We start from the raw sequence: 16,112 nt of genomic DNA, 5'->3' as shown, positions 1-16,112 counted from the left end.
TACTATGGTACACAAGTTAGCTTTCTGCCAAGCCTGAACTTTTTGGCCACGGACGCGATCACCGTTTGTTTATGAGTCTGAGCCATTTCACCGGCCTAATGCCGAAAGTAGTTTGGTCTGCAGGGATTGCCACTTTTTGCATACACCCTAATCTGATCCCGAGATGGGGAGACGTCCGGGAGGGGTGGCTATGGGCACAAAATTTCTGTTATGCGACTGTGCAGGGACACAAAACTTGAACGCCGAGAAAATCGCGTCCACCTGCAAAGCAGAGTGTTCCAAGGTTCACACGGCCCTGTGCACCGCTGAGTTGGAAGCCGCAGCATCGCTGATGCAGGACGGGGAAGTCGTGATTGCCTGTGGTCAGGAACAGGAGGTGTTCAGCGCGCTTGCCGAAGAGTTGAATATAGAAACGCCGGGCTTTGTCGATCTGCGCGACCGTGCCGGGTGGTCCGAGCAGGGTGAGGACGCCACGCCCAAGATGGCCGCACTGGCTGCCGAAGCGTTGCTGCCGCAGCCGATCACGTCCAGTGTGGATGTGTTCAGTGAGGGTACATGCATCATCATCGGACCGGGTGAGTTGTGTTTTGATCTGGCCGAACGTCTGGCGACCACACTGGCGGTTACGGTGATGGTCACCGATGACGCCCAGCCGATCTCGCGGGCTTTTGACGTGGTGCGCGGGCAGATGCGGTCTTTGACCGGCGCGCTCGGAGGGTTCTCGCTACGGTTGGACGCCCTGCAGCAGATCGAACCCGGCGGGCGCGGTGCGTTTACATGGTCCGAACCTCGGGACGGAGCGAAATCGGCCTGTGACATCGTAATCGACCTGACCAGGGGAACACCGTTTGTGCAAGCCCCTGCCAAGCGTGAAGGGTACTTGCGTGCCGACCCCAAGGATATGGTCGCTGTCGAGCGCCTCGCATTCGAGGCGGTGCAACTGGTCGGGACGTTCGAAAAACCGCTTTATGTGCGAATGGAAGAGACGCTCTGCGCCCATTCCCGCGCCGAACAGGTGGCCTGCACCAACTGTCTGGATATCTGCCCAACAGGTGCGATCACTCCAGCTGGTGAGCATGTGACTATCGATCCAATGATCTGCGCCGGGTGCGGCGAATGCGCGGCGGTGTGCCCGTCAACGGCGATCACCTACGAGGACCCGCCGGTTTCAGCCCTGTTGTCACGGATGCACATTCTTGCGCGCACTTATCAGCGTGCAGGGGGCACCGCTCCCCGGTTGTTGGTGCATGACGCCGACGGGGCCAAGATGATCCGGCTGGCCGCCCGGTTCGGTCGCGGCCTTCCTGCAGATGTCATTCCGTTGGAATTGAACGTGATCTCGGGCTTTGGCCATGCCGAGATGTTGGCCGCACTGGCGCACGGCTTTGCCCGGGTCGATGTGCTGCTGGCTCCGGCCACCGAACGCGACGCGCTGGTCCGGGAACTTGAACTGGCGCAGGCGATTTCCGGGCCGGGTAAGATGGAGCTGATGGATGAGGCCGACCCGGACGCGATGGTGGATTTGCTATACGCGCAGAAAGTCCCGCCACCTCCGGCCAATCCGGTGCTGCCCTTGGGCAACCGCAGACAAATCGCGCGACTATCGGCGCAGGCGCTGAATCCGCAGGCGGAGACTCCGTTGCCGTTGCCCGAAAACGCGCCTTACGGGGCCGTGGCAGTGAATACGGATGCCTGCACGTTGTGCCTTAGTTGCGTCTCGCTCTGCCCGTCGGGTGCTTTGGTTGATAACCCCGACAAGCCGCAGTTGAACTTCCAGCAGGATGCTTGCCTTCAATGCGGATTGTGCAGAAGTATTTGTCCCGAAGATGCGATTAATCTGGTTCCGCAACTCGATCTCAGTGACGCAGCGCTGTCGCAGCAAGTGCTGAACGAAGAAGAGCCGTTCGCCTGTGTCGAATGCGGTGCTTTGTTCGGTGTGAAATCCACGGTCGAGCGGATAATGGAGAAACTCTCGGGCACACATCCGATGTTTGCGACCTCGGACAAGGCCCGGATGATCCAGATGTGCGACAATTGCCGTGTGAACGCGCAGTTCCAGCAGCAGGACAACCCGTTTCAGTCAAACCCAAAGCCCAAGGTGATCACGACCGAGGACTATTTCTCAAAACGCAAGGATCACTGAAGTTGTAGTGGCGCGCCCAGATCGGCTGCCTTGATGACCGAGACGAAAGCCAGGATGGCGTCCAGCTCTTGCACGGTCATCTCGACCGGATGAATGGGCGAGGGGCGTGCGGGATCGAAAGGCGGGGTCAGTCCGTCGATCTGAGTGAAGGCAGGATGTGGGTTCAGCGCAAAGAACGCCTCGAACCGTTCCGACCAGTCGGGCATCGCGCGCAGCACGGCAAAAGAGGGTGTCGAGCCCAACCCGTTCATGCGGTTCTTTGGCCCGATTACGTGGCATCGTCCGCAATGGGTCATCGACAGTTCCTCACCGAGGGCGGTGTCGCCATCGATTACCGGGTCGGCTTGTGTCGCCGTGGACTCGAAACGGGTAGAGAAAGGCGCGCCCTGTTCCGGGATAAAGCTCTCAACCGTGTTCTTGCCGATATCGGACAACAGCCAGTCGCGGAACCGTTCGTGTCTGGCGTTGTCTCCGATCCGCAGGTGATAGACCACGCCGTCGCGGGCAAAGACCGGATCGCCCGGTGGCGCGGTTTCCAGCACCAAAACGCCCGCATCATCTGCAATAACGCGTATCCCGGTCTTGAGAGAGAAGCGCGGAAGGATATGTTGCAACAGACCAGAGTCTTTTACCTCGGCCGGAGCGGCCAGACCCAATGCCTCCTGCGACCAAGAGGGACTGGCAGAGAGCGTCAGGCTCAGGCACAAGAGGACAAAGCGCATGGCCCAGCCTAACGGTCCGGCCCCGAATGCGTCAATTGGACTGAACAAGACGGAGACACATGCAATGAAACGCAACCTCGTGGTGGGGCAAGTCAAAGGGGTAACGGCATGAGTATTCGTGACGCGGTTCTGGCGAACCTTAAGAAGATCACTGATCCTGTGTCCGGCCAGGATATCGTCAGCGCGGGAGTGGTGCGTGCGTTGAACGTCGAGGGCGATACGGTGCGGTTTGTGCTGGAGATTGACCCGAAACACGCCGAGCAGATGGAGCCGGTGCGCGCCACCGCCGAGAAGGCGGCGCAGATGGTGGACGGGGTGGCCAAGGTCTCGGCGATGATGACCGCGCATTCCGACAAGGCGCCGCCGGATCTGAAACCCAAACCCAAACCCTCGCAAACCGGTCCGCAGGCCGTTCCGGGCGTGGACCGGATCATTGCCGTAGCTTCGGGCAAGGGTGGTGTCGGTAAATCCACCATTTCGGCAAACCTCGCCTGTGCCTTGGCGGCTGAGGGTCGTCGTGTGGGTCTGTTGGACGCCGACGTCTACGGCCCGTCGCAGCCCCGGATGCTGGGCGTCTCAGGCCGTCCGGCCAGCCCGGATGGCAAGACCATCCTGCCGCTGCGCAATCACGGCGTCACCATGATGTCGATGGGGCTGATGACCAATGAAGGACAGGCGGTTGTCTGGCGCGGACCGATGCTGATGGGCGCGCTGCAGCAGATGATGAACCAGGTGCAATGGGGCGCGCTGGACGTGCTGATCGTTGACCTGCCGCCCGGAACCGGTGACGTGCAACTGACGCTCAGCCAAAAGTTCAAGGTGGACGGCGCCATTGTTGTTTCCACCCCGCAGGACGTGGCCTTGATCGACGCCCGCAAAGGGATCGACATGTTCAACCAGCTGAAGACGCCGATCTTTGGGATGATCGAGAACATGTCGACTCATATCTGTTCCAACTGCGGGCATGAGGAACACGTGTTCGGTCATGGCGGTGTTGCGTCCGAGGCCGAGGCGCTGGGCGTACCGCTGCTGGGCGAAATCCCGCTTCACTTGAATATCCGGGTTGCCGCCGACGGAGGTGCCCCCATCGTCGTCAGCAAGCCTGACAGCCCGCAGGCCGAAGCCTTCCGCAAGATCGCTCGGGACATGATCGCTAAGGGCAACGCATGAGCGAGCCAGTTTTCCCGCCCTTGCTGTCGGGCCATCCGGTGCAGGGTGGGGAAGACCCGTTCGAACGCGCGCAAGCCATGGCAGCGCTGGGCTGTGATGCCGGATCGGTCGTGTACAACATTCAGGCCGACCGGCTGCGTGTGGCGATTGTCTTCGCGCCCGAGGTTCCCTTGCAGGATGCCATGGCGATGCTGCCGCTATGCGCCGTGGGGTTCCAGAACGCACTGGGCGTACTGGCCCCGCCCGAGGTCGCCGTGCATCTTGGCTGGGACGGGTTGATCTGCGTGAACGGCGCGAAATGCGGTGAGTTTCGTGTTTCAGCGTCCACGACGATCCCGGACGAAGAACCCGACTGGTTGGCCGTAGGATGGGAATTGACGCTGATGCAAACCAGCGTGGCACCGGGCAAAACGCCGGATATCACGGCGTTGTATGACGAAGGCTGCGCCGAGGTTTCGCCATTACAACTGGTCGAGAGTTGGTCGCGGCACATGCTGACTTGGCTCAACCGCTGGCAGGAGGACGGTAATGCGCCTCTGCATGGCGAATGGATGGGGTTGCTGCGCGGTGTCGGAGAACCCTGCGAGACCGGCGTTTTTCTGGGAACGGATGAGCGGTTCGGGATGCTGATCCGCGAAGGTGCCGAAACCCGCCTGCGCCCTTTGACCGAACTGTTGGAGAACGGATAATGAAACTGGCCCGCGCGATCCATTTCGATGAAAGCGACACAAATGTCTTCCATTCCCCGGCCCGGACCGGAGAATGGTGCATCTCGGGCGGGTTCGAGTTTTCAAATTGGGGGCAGGCTGATCTGGAGGGCAAGGCACGGCAGGCCTTTTCAAACGGCTGGCTGGGCGTTGAGACTTTTGGGCGCGTGACTTTTGTCGCCGTCACCCAGATCCAACAGGCGGAAATGGATCAGATCGCGCGGAACCTGGCCGAACATTTCGTGCAATTCTACGGCGCGCCCTCGGTCGAGGCTGCGTTGGGTGTGGCGCAGACCGAGATCGTCCATATGGCTGAACTATGCGAGGAACACGCCCCCAATACTCTATTGACCGTAGCGCGCGAATTGTCCGACAGCGGCGTACATGAGTCGTTTCGCATCATCACCCCGCAGGAAACACAGCTTGAGGCGCTGGCCGTCCACGGCTCGTTGGACGATTAAAGCAGGTCCGCAAACCCGCCGAATTGACCGCGTTTGAAGATCAGGCCTTTGCCGGTTCGGTACATCACTTGTTCGACCTCACCAACCAGGATCAGGTGATCACCGGCCTCGTGCTTGGCATGAAGCTGGCAGTCGAACCGGGCAAGACAGTTGGCCAGTTGCGGACGGCCCTTGTGATCGGTTTCCCAAACGGCATGTGAGAAATCCAACCCGTCGCGCGCGAACCGCAAAGCCTGATCCTGCTGTTCTTCGGCCATCACGTGAATGGAATAGTGTTGGCAGGCATTAAAGGAACTGAACCTGTGCGAATCCTTGGCCAAACACCATAACACGAGTGGCGGATCCAGCGACACAGACGAAAAAGAGTTGACAGTGATCGCGCGCGGTCCGTTTGCCGAATGCGTCGTAACGACGGTGACCCCGGTTCCAAAACACCCCAATGCTTCGCGAAACGCGGGGCTTTGATCCGGGGTGGGGATGAAGGTTTTTTCCGTCATTACGCGCTCGTGCAGTGGCCGGGCATCAGGTGCCATGGCCAACTGTGATTGTCCATGAAAAGCTGAATTCTATCTGAATATTTTGCGGTTAATTCAGATCTTCCAGCAAACGACCATGCTGACGGGTGGCTTCGATGACAGCGCCAAAGGTGGTCATGCCGCGCGCATTCAGCATCGGCAGCATCTTGACCAGCGCCTGCGCCGTGGCGACCGCATCCCCCAGTGCCGTGTGGCGCAGCTCGTGCGGGATGGTGATCTCCAGTCTGTCGCACAGGGCATCCAGCGTGTGTTTGTCGCTGGCGCCAAACAGAACGGCGGACAACAGAACCGTGTCCAGAATGGGGTGATCCCATTCGACATCCATGTGTTTGGCGTGACGCCGCAGAAACGCCATGTCAAAGGGTGCGTTATGCGCCACGATCACCGCATCTCGCGCGAACTGGTGAAAGGTGCGACCGGCTTCGGCAATGTCCGGCGCGCCTTCGACCATGCGGTCGCTGACCTTGTGAACCTTGGTCGAGGCTGGCGGGATGGGCATGCCGGGATTGACCAGCATATCCAGCTTCTCACCCGCGACAATCCGGCCGTTCACCACCCGCACCGCGCCGATCTGGACGATCTCGTCCTTGTGCGGCAGCAACCCGGTGGTTTCGGTGTCAAAGACGACAAAGCACAACTCCTGAAGCGCGAGCGTTTCGAATTGTCCTCCGGCTGCGCTGTTGAGCAGGTCGAAATCATAGACCAGCGGCCGCGCGGCTTCGGGCTCGATATTGGCGGCACTTTCGTCAAAGATCAGCAGATAACCGGGCGCGTCGCCCAGCGGTTTCATCCGGGCGGCATAGGTCTGCGCGCCGTCAATGCTGGTCAGTGTACATTCGACCTCAAGCCCGGTTTTTGACAGTTTTTCATAGGCTTCCTGCAGAGGCACTGGCTGCAGGTATTCGAATAACGAGGCGTTCAGACGGGGATGCGCGATCTGGGCCAGAACCCCGGCGGCCTGACCGTCATAGAGAACGATCTTATGAGTGGGGCTGGCCAGCACCATTGCCACGGGTATCTCGGTCAGCAACGCAGTTAGCCGTTGTTTTTCGGCTGACAGATGCGCGGTTTCCGCAGCCACAGCTTCGGCGACATCCATTGTCTTGCCCGACAATTGATCCGCCAACCCGGCTGCCGCAGGGGCCAGATCTCCCAGATAGCGCGCAGCCTGCATATCGACATCTGTACTGACCCCAGCATGGGCGCGGGCGCGCAGCTGGGCCGACAACCTCTCGATCGGTTTGGCGACGTTGTCGTCAAACAGCAGCCATACCCCTACGATTAAACCGACAACACCGAAGGCGATGAGGATTTCGGCAAAGATGAAAGCGTTCGCAAGGGCCGGGTCCGCAGCGCGCTTGTAACTGATCCACAGTGCCAGAGAACTGACCACCACGCCGCCCAGGGCAAGCAGGCAGAAGAACAGAAAAATGCGAATCCGCAGGCTCAACCGGGTCAGCATGTTACACTCCGCAGGTTGCCTCAATTATCGGGTCACCGTCGCCGACACTCAGCCAATCGACGTTCTGTAAATGGCCATCATCACCGAACTCGACACCATCGGCCAGACTGGCGCGGTTGTTGGCGGCGCAATCGACGGCCACCGGCAGTTTAGAAATCGGAGCCCAGCGGCCAAAGAAGTACATATCGACCAGCCGTTGTTGCGGAACCTGCTCGTTGGTGCGAACCGAGACCGTGTCAATAGCGGCGAACCGATCAACAAAGGGCACCGCATAGGTCCACGGGCGATAGAAGGCCCGGCTTTCGACTTCCTGCACGATCTCCATACCATCTGGCAGGGTCTCAACAGTGCGGTCATACCAAGAGTACTCGCTGGCGATGGTCATGCCAATCATGCCCAGGCCTGCAGCGACCGGAGCCGCCCAGCGGGGCAGGCGGCCGCCCGTCAATTTGTTCACTACCATCACCACACCTGCGAAGGCAAAGCCCGCAAAGATGGTACCGATCAGTTCCAGAAACATGTGTCACTCCAAATTCCAGACGCTTGCGTCCGTTTTGTTTTTTCTGGCCTAGCCCAGCATACCCTTGCCATGACCCACCGCGGATTGCATCGTTTTTACGACAACGAAGGCGTCGCGCAGATGGCTCCTCTCGAAATCCGACAAGGCGGATGGTGGGAGATAATTGTCGGGCTTTTCACCGGATTTGATCAGCCTTACCTGATGTTCCAGCCTCGCTTCTGCAATCAGGTCATAAGCGTCAAGAATGTCACGCGCGCCTGAGGGGCTTAGCACTTCGGCGGCTTCGGCGGCCTTCAGGCGGGCACGGGTGTTGGCCTCGGTCAATTGGCCCTGCAGGCTGTAGACACGGGCCAGATCGACCACTGGAACCACGCCGTTGTGCTTCAGGTCCAACGTGTTGCGATGCTCGCCCGAGCGGATGGTGGCGAAACCACGCAGCAAGCCAAGTGGCGGGGTGTGTTTCAGTGAGTTTGAGATCATGTGCGCCACGAAGATCGAATTCGAATTGGCTGCGGCCAGCGTGTCGGCCTGAAGATCGGTAAACAGTTCGAACGCGCCGCCGATTGGGCGCAGATCGAACATGACCGAAGCCAGCATCTGCGCCTCGGGGTTCGGTTTCGCGATCCAGCCCTTGAAATAGTCGCGCCAGACGCGCACCGGCTGACACCAGCGAGGGTTGGTCGCCATCATGTCTCCGGGGCAATAGAAATACCCGCAGGTATCCAGCCCGTCAGAGACGAATTTCGCAAGTTCCGCAAAATAGGGCATGTCGGCCTCGGTCACGCTGTCATCCAGCATCAGGCAATTGTCCTGATCCGATACGCCTGTCTGCTCCTGCCGTCCTTGCGAGCCGCAGGCCAGCCACAGATAGGGCACTGGCGCTGGCCCCAGTTTTTTTTCAGCCAATGCCAGCAGTCGGCGTGTTGCCGTGTCGGCGATGTCGGTGATCAGACGGGTGACGATTTCGTGGCGGTTGCCCGCGGCAACCAGTTGCATCAGCAATTGCGGGATTTCGACCGTGACCTGAGCCATTTCATCTGCCGAATTGGCAAGGGCGATCTGACGAACCAGTTCAGCTGAGCTGACGGCTTGATAGTGCGTCAGATCGGTCTGTGTCACGATGCCGACCAGCTTGCCACCCTCGGCGATCGGGATGTGACCGATTCCGCGCTCCATCATCACATGCAACACATCCGAGCCGATATCGGTGGGCGACAAGGTGATCGGATCAACCGTCATGATCGCCGAAACCGGAGTGGTGTCGGGCATGGCGTCTGCCACGTATTTGCCCGAGATGTCGCGTAGCGTGGCGATGCCCAACAACGAGTCGCCCTCGGTCACGCACAGGGATGAAATGTGGCGGTCACGCATCAGCCGCGCCGCCTCCTGAACCGGCATGGCCGCGGGGCAGGTGGCCGGATTGCGCGCCATCAGGACATCAATCGAACTGGTTGCCAGGCTTTGCGGGCCGGAACGCTCGCCGCGCGTCCGGTTAAAAAACTTGGCGACGAAATCATGATTGTCGATCAGTTGACGTACCACTGCCGAAGGCAGAATAAACACTACCGACGGCGTATCCGCGTGCGCATGAGTTGCCGCTTTGCCGTCTTTCAACAGGCCGCGCTCGCCAAAAGAGTTTCTGAGCCCGAGATGAGAGACGACCGCGCCGTTTTCATCTGTGATTTCGACCTGACCTTCGTAAATCAGGAAGACACCGGGCAAGGTATGTCCCAGCGTGTACACCGGAGAGCCTTCATCAACCTCTCGCACCTCGATCTGTTTGGACAGATCGTCCAGTGCTTCAGAGGGCAGGGCGTCATAAGGATGTACGGATTTCAGAAACCGGGTGATCTGGTCGTGAGAGAGAGGCATCAAAAAATCCTGGGCGTCTGGTTGAAAAATCCCGCCCGGTGGTGTGCCGGACGGGAGTAGTAGATCGAAAAATGCGGCACATGGAAGTTAGCCAGATGCCGCATCATGCTCATTTGTTCTGAGCTGCGCCCGCGCCACGGGGAATGCGAACGCTTTCGACCAATTCGACGATCTCCCGCGGAGTCTCTTTGGTCATTCCGGCGACAACATATGCGACTGCAAAGTTGATCATCGCACCGATAGCGCCGAACGAGGTCGACTTGATCGGACCCAGCAGCGGGTCAGCATCGGTGAACGAGTTGGTGTCCGGAATGAACAGCCAGCCTTTGTGCAGGAAGATGTAGATCAGCGTAACGGTCAGACCTGCCAGCATACCAGCAACCGCGCCGGTGTTGTTGATGCGGGTCGAGAAGATCCCCATCATCAGCGCCGGGAAGATCGAGGCTGCTGCAAGACCGAAGGCCAAGGCCACGGTTTGAGCCGCAAAGCCCGGTGGGTTCAGCCCCAGATAGGTGGCAACAACGATAGCCACAGCCATTGCGATCCGAGCGGCCAGCAGCTCTCCTTTTTCAGAGATTTGCGGGTTGATCGCACCTTTGACAAGGTCGTGGGACACCGCCGACGAGATCGCCAGCAACAGACCCGCAGCGGTCGAAAGAGCAGCCGCAAGACCACCGGCAGCGACCAGACCGATCACCCAACCCGGCAGGTTGGCAATCTCGGGGTTGGCCAGAACCAGGATGTCACGGTTGAACTTGGTCAGCTCGTTGCCGACCCAGCCTTTTTCTTCCGCAATCGCCTGCATGTCGGCGTTTTGGTCGTTATAGTACTGGATCTTGCCGTCGCCGTTCTTGTCTTCCCAATCCAGAAGACCGGTTTTCTGCCAGGTTTTCATCCAGTCATAGCGCGGATCGGTGTCGATTTCCTCGACCGAGACAGCGCCACCTTCGATGCCACCGTTGGGCCACATCATGTCGGTGATGTTCAGACGCGCCATTGCGCCAACCGCGGGGGCGGTCAGGTACAGCAGGGCGATGAAGACCAGCGTCCAGCCAGCCGACCAACGGGCGTCAGCCACGCGCGGTACGGTGAAGAAGCGCATGATCACGTGCGGCAGACCGGCGGTACCGATCATCAGCGACAGCGTGAACAGAACCATGTTCAGCGTATTCGAATGGTGCGCCGTGTAGTCAGCAAAGCCCAGCTCGGTCACGATCGCGTCCAGTTTGGTCAGCAGGGGTTCACCGCTGGCGGTGTCACCAAACAGACCCAGGGCCGGGATCGGCGTGCCGGTCAACTGCAGCGAGATGAAAATCGCCGGGATGGTGTAGGCCGTGATCAGCACGCAGTACTGAGCAACCTGGGTGTAGGTCACACCCTTCATCCCGCCGAAAACCGCGTAGGCAAACACGACACAGGCACCGATCAGCAGACCGGATGTGTTCGACACCTCGAGGAAGCGGCCAAAAGCCACGCCCACGCCGGTCATCTGACCAATCACGTAGGTCACCGATGCGACGATCAGACAGATAACGGCAACGATGCGTGCGGTCTGGCTGTAAAAGCGGTCGCCGATGAACTCCGAGACGGTGTATTTGCCGAACTTACGCAGGTACGGCGCAAGCAGCAGAGCCAGCAGCACGTAGCCACCGGTCCAACCCATCAGGAAGGTCGAGTTGTCATAGCCGGTAAAGGCAATCAGGCCCGCCATCGAGATGAACGAGGCCGCGGACATCCAGTCCGCCGCTGTCGCCATACCGTTGGTGACCGGGTGAACGCCGCGACCGGCGGCGTAGAATTCCGATGTGGAACCCGCACGGGCCCAGATCGCGATGCCGATGTATAGCGCGAATGAAGCGCCAACAAACAGCAGGTTGATGGTAAACTGATCCATTTTCCCCGCTCTCCCTTATTCTTCGTCCACGCCGTATTCGGCGTCTAGCTTGTTCATGCGCCAGGCGTAGTTGAAGATCAGCACAAGAAAGACCAGGATCGATCCTTGCTGAGCGAACCAAAAGCCCAGATCGGTTCCGCCGACGGCGATGCCCGACAGCAACGGACGCAGCAGAATGCCGAATCCAAACGACACCAGCGCCCAGATCGCGAGGCTGATGTAAATGAGGCGCAGGTTGGCCTGCCAATAGCCCTTGTCGGCTTCGGCAGTCTGCGCGGAGTTTGTTGAATGATCCGCCATTGCGGGTTCCTCCTTCGCTTCCTCGTTGGGCGGCCCGTCACCCAACTCCTCCAGTGCGCCGGGCCGCTTCTCGATTGTGCCGAACACCGGATTGGTGTCAGGCAAAACTCCACCGGTCCGCCAAGGCGGTTCCTTTGAAGTATCCTTCTGTAGGATCAAAGCCCGGGGGCTTATCTCCTCCCCTTAATTCATGACCTCGTGCACGAGCCCTTGCAGGTCGTTCGCGATGTCATCGATCTGACCCATGGCGTCGATGCCTTTCAGCACACCCTGAGCCTGATAGTATTCGATCAGCGGTGCAGTCTGCGCGTGATACGCAGCAAGGCGGGACGCAACGGTTTCAGCGTTGTCGTCAGCGCGGCGCTTGAATTCGGTGTGGCCACACTTGTCGCACTTGCCCTCTTCGGCAGGCTGTTTGAACTGATCGTGATATCCTTCACCGCAGCCGGCGCAGGTGTAGCGGCCCGAGATGCGGATCACCATTTCGGCGTCCTGAACCTCAAGGCTGATCGCGGCACTGATCTTTTGATCGGCGGATGCCAGTAAGCCATCCAGCGCCTCGGCCTGAACCGTGGTGCGGGGGAAGCCGTCCAGAATGACGCCCTTGGTGCAATCCGGTTGGGCCATGCGGTCTCGCAGGATGGCGATGACGATTTCATCGCTGACCAGATCACCGGCCTCCATGACGGCCTTGGCGGCAAGACCGGCCTCGGTGCCGGCAGCAACTGCTTCGCGCAACAGATCACCGGTGCTGAGCTGAACCAGCCCGAACTGGTCTTCCAGCATACGCGCTTGCGTACCCTTTCCGGCACCCGGAGGACCGAGAAGGATCAGAACGGCGGGGGTAGTGGTAGCGGCAGCGTCCATCACATCCTCACTTGTTCGCGCGGTTTTCGATCAGGTCATCGACCACCGACGGATCGGCCAAGGTCGAGGTGTCACCCAGCGAGCCGAAGTCGTTCTCGGCTATCTTGCGCAGGATACGGCGCATGATCTTGCCCGAACGGGTCTTGGGCAGGCCCGGGGCCCACTGAATGACATCCGGTGAAGCGATCGGACCAATCTCGGTCCGGACCCAGGTGCGCAGCTCTTTCAGCAGCTCATCCGACGGCTCTCGGTCATTCATCAGAGTGACATAGCAATAGATGCCTTGCCCTTTGATTTCATGGGGGTATCCAACCACGGCGGCCTCGGCCACGGCGGCGTGTGCCACCAGTGCGCTTTCGACCTCGGCAGTGCCCATGCGGTGGCCCGAGACATTGATCACGTCGTCGACGCGGCCGGTGATCCAGTAATCTCCATCTTCGTCACGGCGGCAGCCGTCACCGGTGAAGTAGTAGCCTTTGTAATCCGAGAAATAGGTCTTCTCGAACCGCTCATGATCGCCCCAGACGGTGCGCATCTGACCAGGCCAGCTGTCCTTGATGCACAGAACACCCTCGACGCCATTGCCGTTGATCTCGACGCCCGATTGCGGGTCCAGAACCACAGGCTGAATGCCAAAGAAGGGCTTCATCGCGGCACCGGGTTTCATCGCGTGTGCGCCGGGCAGGGGGGTCATCAGGTGTCCCCCGGTTTCTGTTTGCCACCAAGTGTCGACGATGGGGCAATTGCCTTTGCCGATAACGTCGTTGTACCAGTTCCAGGCTTCTGGGTTGATCGGTTCACCCACGGTGCCCAGCAGACGCAGGTCGCTCAGGTCGTGTTTTTCAACGAACTCGTTGCCTTGGCCCATCAGGGCGCGGATGGCTGTCGGAGCGGTATAGAACTGATTGACCTTGTGCTTGGCGCAGACTTCCCAGAAACGACCCGCATCCGGGTAGGTCGGGACGCCCTCGAACATGACCGAAGTCGCGCCGTTGGCCAGCGGGCCATAGACGATATAGCTGTGACCGGTGACCCAGCCCACATCCGCGGTGCACCAGTACACGTCACCTTCGTGGTAGTCGAACGTGATCTCGTGAGTCAGTGCGGCATAAACCAGATAGCCGCCGGTGGTGTGCACAACGCCTTTCGGCTGACCGGTCGAACCTGAAGTATAGAGGATGAACAGGGGATCTTCGGCGCTCATCTCGGCGGGTGCGCAATAGTCATCCGCTTCCAGCGCCATTTCGTTATAGTCGTAGTCGCGACCGGAAACCCAGGTGGTTTGGCCACCGGTCCGTTTGACGACCAGACATTTCACCGTGTCCTTGCAGTGCAGCAGCGCGGCATCGGCGTTCGACTTAAGCGGTGTTTTGCGACCGCCACGCGGCGCTTCGTCGGCGGTGATGATAACTTTGGCATTGCTTCCGTTAACACGTGCGGCCAGAGCGTCAGGAGAGAAGCCAGCGAATACGATCGAGTGGATCGCGCCAATGCGGGCGCAGGCCAACATCGCATAAGCCGCTTCGGGGATCATCGGCAGGTAGATGACGACACGATCGCCTTTGCGCACGCCCATCGATTCCAGAATGTTTGCCATGCGGCAGGTGCGGCGGTGAAGTTCCGCATAGGTGATGTGCTGCGCCGCCTCAGACGGATCGTCCGGCTCCCAGATGATGGCGGTCTGATCGCCGCGTGTTTTCAGGTGACGGTCCAGACAGTTGGCAGAAACGTTCAGCGTGCCGTCTGCATACCAGTTGATGTTAACCGAACCGAAGTCATAGTTGACATCCTTGACCTGGGTGTACGGCTTGATCCAGTCGATCCGCTTGCCTTGTTCACCCCAGAACGCAACGGGATCTTCGATCGATGCCTTGTACATTTCGTTGTACTTGTCGGCATCGACATGCGCGCGCGCAACGGTCTCGGCGGACGGCGGAAAAACGTTGGCATCTGCCTGGGCAGCGGTTGTCATTCTGAGGCTCCTCCCTCTGGACTGAAAATTCTGGACCAATACTTGCCCGACGCACGAGCACTGTCGATCCGCTTCCTCCCCGACATGGATAATACGGAGAACTGAAAACAATGAAATAAATTACCGAAATCTCAGCATTTGTTTGTAAAAAAATTTTACCCGCTTGGATAAATCAGTAAACAAAATGCATATAAACTCAAAAAACAAAATAAAAACAACTAAATATGTGTAACGAAATTAACCCGCGTCATGGTGGGGTGGTTTCGGGTTTTTCCGCGCATTCGATTCACCTTTCGGTTGTTAGCGCTGGCGCGCACCGCTGCGACGGCCGGACCGGGGTTGGCACATTTCGATGTTGGCGCTAGCTTGAATCTCAAGCGCTTGCACAAGAAGCGCAGCAAAGGGAGAAATCATGATGAAAAAGATATTGAGCGGCGCTGCCGTCGCCGCCTTGGGTGTTGCATTCGTTTCAGAGGCCGCAGCAACCGAATGGAATGCGTCTGTCTGGGGCAAGCGGCGCGCCTTCACCGAACATGTTGAAAAACTTGCTGAACTGGTCAGTGAAAAGACCGGTGGTGAATTCACCATCAATGTCAGCTATGGCGGTTTGTCCAAGCCCAAGGAGAATTTGGACGGCATCGAGATTGGCGCCTTCGAGATGGCCCAGTTTTGTGCCGGTTATCATCGCGACAAGAACCGCGCCATCACCGTGCTGGAACTGCCGTTTCTGGGTGTGAACACTCTGGAAGAAGAGGTAGCTGTCAGCCATGCTGTATATGATCACCCGGCAGTCAAGGATGAGATGGCGCAGTGGAACGCGCGCATTATCATGACCTCGCCCATGCCGCAGTACAATCTGGTCGGCACCGGCGATCCGCGCGATGAGCTGGGCGACTTCGACGGGATGCGCGTGCGCGCCACGGGTGGTCTGGGCCAGGCGTTCGAAGCGGTCGGAGGTGTGCCGACCTCAGTGCCCGCAACCGAAGCTTTCAACGCAATGGAGTCTGGTGTCGTCGACACGGTCGCCTTTGCCCAGCACGCCCACCTGTCATTTGGCACCATTAACGAGGCTGACTGGTGGACCGCGAACCTGAACCCCGGCACCGTCAACTGCCCGGTTGTGGTCAACATCGAGGCCTACGAGGCGCTGCCCGCCGAACATAAAGAGGCGCTGAACAGCTCGATCGGCGAGGCGATTGATCATTACCTTGCGAATTATGGCGGGCTGCTTGAGAAATGGGACAGCGTTCTGGATGAAAAAGGTGTCCAGAAAGTTGAAATCGACGACGCCGTGATCGAAGAATTCCGAACCAAGGCCGCCGATCCGATCCGCGAACAATGGATCGCGGACATGTCCGCTCAGGGGCTTCCGGCACAGGATCTCTATGATCTGGTCCAGACAACGCTGAAGCAGCAACGCGGCGGCAACTGATTGCCCGATCCGGGTGCCTGATCGGGCACCCGGACACCAATCAAAAGACAGGGG

At 59.2% G+C, this 16,112-nt stretch carries 14 protein-coding genes; 5 read left to right on the top strand and 9 right to left on the bottom strand.

Annotation, left to right across the window (positions count from 1 at the left end):
* Positions 1-190: 190 nt before the first annotated feature.
* Complete coding sequence (locus ACR0IK_RS04530) at positions 191-2,143, top strand: 4Fe-4S binding protein (RefSeq protein ID WP_480640597.1); 1,953 nt, start codon at positions 191-193, stop codon at positions 2,141-2,143.
* Here the strand turns inward: ACR0IK_RS04530 and ACR0IK_RS04525 are convergent.
* Positions 2,137-2,865, bottom strand: a complete 729-nt coding sequence (locus ACR0IK_RS04525; RefSeq protein ID WP_480640596.1) for a c-type cytochrome — start codon at positions 2,863-2,865, stop codon at positions 2,137-2,139. The two genes, ACR0IK_RS04530 and ACR0IK_RS04525, sit on opposite strands and share 7 nt — an antisense overlap.
* Before the next feature lie 108 nt (positions 2,866-2,973).
* Between ACR0IK_RS04525 and ACR0IK_RS04520 the strand changes: the two genes are divergently transcribed.
* Genes ACR0IK_RS04520 through ACR0IK_RS04510 form a run of 3 tightly spaced genes read left to right on the top strand, consistent with a single transcriptional unit; the run spans position 2,974 to position 5,203 of the window.
* Complete coding sequence (locus ACR0IK_RS04520) at positions 2,974-4,035, top strand: Mrp/NBP35 family ATP-binding protein (protein WP_480640595.1); 1,062 nt, start codon at positions 2,974-2,976, stop codon at positions 4,033-4,035.
* Positions 4,032-4,724, top strand: coding sequence for a biotin/lipoate--protein ligase family protein (locus tag ACR0IK_RS04515; protein ID WP_480640594.1), 693 nt, complete (start codon positions 4,032-4,034; stop codon positions 4,722-4,724). Before ACR0IK_RS04520 ends, ACR0IK_RS04515 begins: the two co-directional genes overlap by 4 nt.
* Positions 4,724-5,203 carry a DUF6505 family protein gene (locus ACR0IK_RS04510; protein ID WP_480589711.1) on the top strand — a complete coding sequence of 160 codons (480 nt, stop codon included), beginning with the start codon at positions 4,724-4,726 and terminating at the stop codon, positions 5,201-5,203. Before ACR0IK_RS04515 ends, ACR0IK_RS04510 begins: the two co-directional genes overlap by 1 nt.
* On the opposite strand, the gene ACR0IK_RS04505 is transcribed toward ACR0IK_RS04510, so the two are convergent.
* The 8 genes from ACR0IK_RS04505 to acs all read right to left on the bottom strand — a co-directional run bounded on the left by ACR0IK_RS04505 (position 5,200) and on the right by acs (position 14,626).
* Positions 5,200-5,700, bottom strand: a complete 501-nt coding sequence (locus ACR0IK_RS04505) for a flavin reductase family protein (protein ID WP_480589712.1) — start codon at positions 5,698-5,700, stop codon at positions 5,200-5,202. The genes ACR0IK_RS04510 and ACR0IK_RS04505 overlap by 4 nt on opposite strands.
* 88 nt (positions 5,701-5,788) lie before the next feature.
* Complete coding sequence (locus ACR0IK_RS04500; RefSeq protein ID WP_480640593.1) at positions 5,789-7,201, bottom strand: 3'-5' exonuclease; 1,413 nt, start codon at positions 7,199-7,201, stop codon at positions 5,789-5,791.
* A gap of 1 nt (position 7,202) precedes the next feature.
* Positions 7,203-7,721, bottom strand: coding sequence for a hypothetical protein (locus ACR0IK_RS04495; RefSeq protein ID WP_480640592.1), 519 nt, complete (start codon positions 7,719-7,721; stop codon positions 7,203-7,205).
* Between the two features lie 48 nt (positions 7,722-7,769).
* Complete coding sequence (locus ACR0IK_RS04490) at positions 7,770-9,593, bottom strand: DUF294 nucleotidyltransferase-like domain-containing protein (protein ID WP_480640591.1); 1,824 nt, start codon at positions 9,591-9,593, stop codon at positions 7,770-7,772.
* Positions 9,594-9,702: 109 nt separating this feature from the next.
* Complete coding sequence (locus ACR0IK_RS04485) at positions 9,703-11,487, bottom strand: sodium:solute symporter family protein (RefSeq protein WP_480640590.1); 1,785 nt, start codon at positions 11,485-11,487, stop codon at positions 9,703-9,705.
* A 15-nt stretch (positions 11,488-11,502) separates the two neighbouring features.
* On the bottom strand, positions 11,503-11,787 hold the full coding sequence (locus ACR0IK_RS04480; RefSeq protein WP_480532861.1) for a DUF4212 domain-containing protein: 285 nt from the start codon (positions 11,785-11,787) through the stop codon (positions 11,503-11,505).
* A 183-nt stretch (positions 11,788-11,970) separates the two neighbouring features.
* A complete protein-coding gene (locus tag ACR0IK_RS04475) occupies positions 11,971-12,654 on the bottom strand; it encodes an adenylate kinase (protein WP_480640589.1) in 684 nt (227 codons plus the stop codon).
* 7 nt (positions 12,655-12,661) lie between these two features.
* Positions 12,662-14,626, bottom strand: a complete 1,965-nt coding sequence (gene acs, locus ACR0IK_RS04470) for an acetate--CoA ligase (protein WP_480589719.1) — start codon at positions 14,624-14,626, stop codon at positions 12,662-12,664.
* A 415-nt stretch (positions 14,627-15,041) separates the two neighbouring features.
* On the opposite strand from acs, the gene dctP reads away from it, so the two are divergent.
* Positions 15,042-16,058 carry a TRAP transporter substrate-binding protein DctP gene (gene dctP, locus ACR0IK_RS04465; protein WP_480589721.1) on the top strand — a complete coding sequence of 339 codons (1,017 nt, stop codon included), beginning with the start codon at positions 15,042-15,044 and terminating at the stop codon, positions 16,056-16,058.
* Positions 16,059-16,112 lie beyond the last annotated feature (54 nt).

Source organism: Ruegeria sp. BF7, from assembly GCF_056538605.1.
The sequence above is the reverse complement of the archived record's forward strand: the minus strand, read 5'-3'. Positions and strand labels throughout refer to the sequence as shown.